Annotated in this window: 5 protein-coding genes; all 5 read left to right on the top strand. The window is 46.5% G+C overall.

The features are described from left to right. Positions 1-89: 89 nt before the first annotated feature. The gene (locus AC1931_RS15400) at positions 90-899 is read left to right on the top strand and encodes a hypothetical protein (RefSeq protein WP_483878159.1); all 810 of its coding nucleotides are present in this window, start codon (positions 90-92) and stop codon (positions 897-899) included. A 153-nt stretch (positions 900-1052) separates the two neighbouring features. Next, positions 1053-1703, top strand: coding sequence for a methyltransferase (locus tag AC1931_RS15395; protein WP_483878158.1), 651 nt, complete (start codon positions 1053-1055; stop codon positions 1701-1703). Between the two features lie 62 nt (positions 1704-1765). Then, positions 1766-2182: a VOC family protein gene (locus AC1931_RS15390; RefSeq protein WP_483878157.1), complete on the top strand. Its 417-nt coding sequence runs from the start codon at positions 1766-1768 to the stop codon at positions 2180-2182. Then, positions 2169-2432 carry a TfoX/Sxy family protein gene (locus AC1931_RS15385; RefSeq protein ID WP_483878156.1) on the top strand — a complete coding sequence of 88 codons (264 nt, stop codon included), beginning with the start codon at positions 2169-2171 and terminating at the stop codon, positions 2430-2432. Before AC1931_RS15390 ends, AC1931_RS15385 begins: the two co-directional genes overlap by 14 nt. Next, a complete protein-coding gene (locus AC1931_RS15380) occupies positions 2383-2544 on the top strand; it encodes a hypothetical protein (RefSeq protein ID WP_483878160.1) in 162 nt (53 codons plus the stop codon). The genes AC1931_RS15385 and AC1931_RS15380 overlap by 50 nt, the downstream gene beginning before the upstream one ends. The last annotated feature ends 70 nt before the right edge of the window (positions 2545-2614 follow it).

The raw sequence follows: 2614 nt of genomic DNA, 5'->3' as shown, positions 1-2614 counted from the left end.
ATCCCGACCTGCGGTCGGAATGAACGGGGTGGCCTTTGAGCCGTTCGGCTAGTCCGTCCGCAGGCGGACGAACCAGCCTTTGGAGACCGATGCCCTTCGGGCACGGCTCAAAGGCCACCCCGTTAGGTTTGAAAATGTTTGAGCCACAATTCCAGCTTACACTTGAGAACATGGAAATGAGCCTTGAGGCGTTGCAGAAACGCGTGCCTGCCCCTAAGCCAACTCCTTTTAAAGACAGTTTTGTCTTTCGTTACCAAGAAAAGACCATACACCAAGCGCTAATTCAAAAACTTGCTCGCATGATCAGCGGATTACATGCCGCAAACCTGCTTAACAAAAACGGATTCTTTCAGGAGCAGGCATCACTACATCGAATTTTGGATGAAATCCAAGAAGATATAACTTTTCTTACTTATGCAATTATTTTCGATGACATCACAGAACTTCACACTATGTACTTAGAGGCATTTTATGAGGAGGAGTTCGACAATCCCGAAAACCCCGTTGCCTCAACTCAAAAACGACCCAGCTACCCAAGAAAAAAAATCAGAGCATATTTAGCAAAGATTGAGCAGAACGCTCTAGACCCAAGCAGAACAATTGAACTTGCACGAACTCTACATAAAACGTATTCCGGTTTTATCCATTGTGCTTCACCCCAAATCATGGACATGTATGGTGGAAACCCGCCGAGGTTCCACGTGTCAGGTATGCGTGTTAAGCAACGCTTTGAGGAATATCACGATGATTTATGGAATTATTTCTATCGCGGGATCATAGCATTTGGTTTCGTTGCAAAAGCTTTTGGGCAAGAGTCTCTTTTTGAGAGCATCCTCCAGTATCGAAACCATTTTGAAGAAATATCAGGCAAACAGTTTGATCCTTCGGAAATAGCATAAACCTAACCAAATGCTCAAGCGGACAGGTTGGAGCTGCGGCGGTTCGCGAAAAGGATTCTACTAAATTCAAAAGACCGAGCACTGCCGCTTAGCTTGGTCGTTAGCCTGTATAAAATTTTCACGTATGTTTAATTCTCGAACCTTAGACACATTATGACGAACTCAAAAACAACCACTGGAATATGGGTTGGGCAGCCACTCCACTTCACCTGTCTGATTTTGCTATTGGCTCTGACCTGTTTTGCATGGAAACATCTAGGAGAGCCATTTCCTTTTCTTTTTTGGTGTGCTGTAGCCGCCCCCGTAATACATCAAATATACGTATGGCTGGCATGGCGACTTGAGATTCAAAGTGCAGCAATAAGCAAATCTATTGGCTTTTATGGGTATGTCGTTGTTTTCTTTGTGCTGTTTGCGGGGCGCTTCATCTCTCTAATCGCACTAGCCTGGGAAGATCATGGCAGTCTCAATCTCAATGATGTTACTGTAACTATCTTGACTTTACTTCTCGCATTGCCCGGTATCTACGCGATGTATAGTGTTAAGCGATACTTTGGAATGGCTCGAGCAGCTGGAGCTGATCATTTCGATAAACGATACCGTAATATGCCCCTCGTAAAAAAAGGTATATTTCGTTTCACAAGTAACGGAATGTATCTGTATGCGTTTCTTTTGTTTTGGGCAATCGCTATTGGTTTTAATTCAAATGCTGCGTTACTTGTCGCGGCTTTTAGTCATGTTTACATTTGGGCCCATTTCTACGCAACTGAAAAACCGGATATGGATTTTCTATATGGCGGCTAACAAACGCATGCAGGCGGACGCAGCAAAGGTCACCCCGTTAGCCGACAAGAGAGGAGTTACACGTGATCGATCCTAAAAGCTCATTCCCCGTTTTTATCGTAAAAGATCTCGATGTGGCGAAATCCTTCTATACAGAGAATCTTGGCTTTGAAGTGGTCTTTTCAGGCGATTGGTACATTCATCTAGTTTCGAAGTCGGGAGTTCAGGTTGGGTTTCTGTTGCCAGACCAGCCCACTCAACCGCCAATATTTCATAAATCCTACTCTGGTGAAGGCGTCATTTTCAGCCTGGAAGTGGAAGACGCTGACGCCGCTTATGCAGCAGCCAAGTCGAAATCGCTAAAAATCGTGCTTGAATTGAGGTCCGAGGATTGGGGGCAGCGCCACTTCTGTATTAAAGATCCGAACGGGGTTCACTTGGACATCGTTCAGTCTTTCGAGCCAACCGAAGAGTACCGGAGTGACTATGTCTCGGAATAGAGACCTCACCGACCTCAAGAATATCGGAAAGAAGATTGCAGGACGGTTGAACGAAGTAGGGATTTTTTCTGAGAACGATTTAAGGCGAGTTGGTGTGGTTAGGGCACACAGCATGATCAAGGAAAAGCATCCGAATGAGACCTTACCGGTTTGCTACTACCTGTACTCATTTGAAGGCGCATTAACTGAAAAGCATTGGAATGAAATCAGCGAGCAAAGAAAACAGCAACTTAGAGCACAAGTCGGCTAACAAGGCGCTGCACCGGACGGCAATTCCGCTACGCTTCACCGCCGGTGAGCTTGGTCGTTCATCCCGACCTGCGGTCGGAATGAACGGGGTGGCCTTTGAGCCGTTCGGCTAGTCCGTCCGCAGGCGGACGAACCAGCCTTTGGAGACCGATGCCCTTCGGGCACGGCTCAAAGGCCACCCCG

It is taken from the genome of Pelovirga sp. C15f (assembly GCF_057178085.1).
This window is presented reverse-complemented; position numbering and strand designations above follow the sequence as displayed.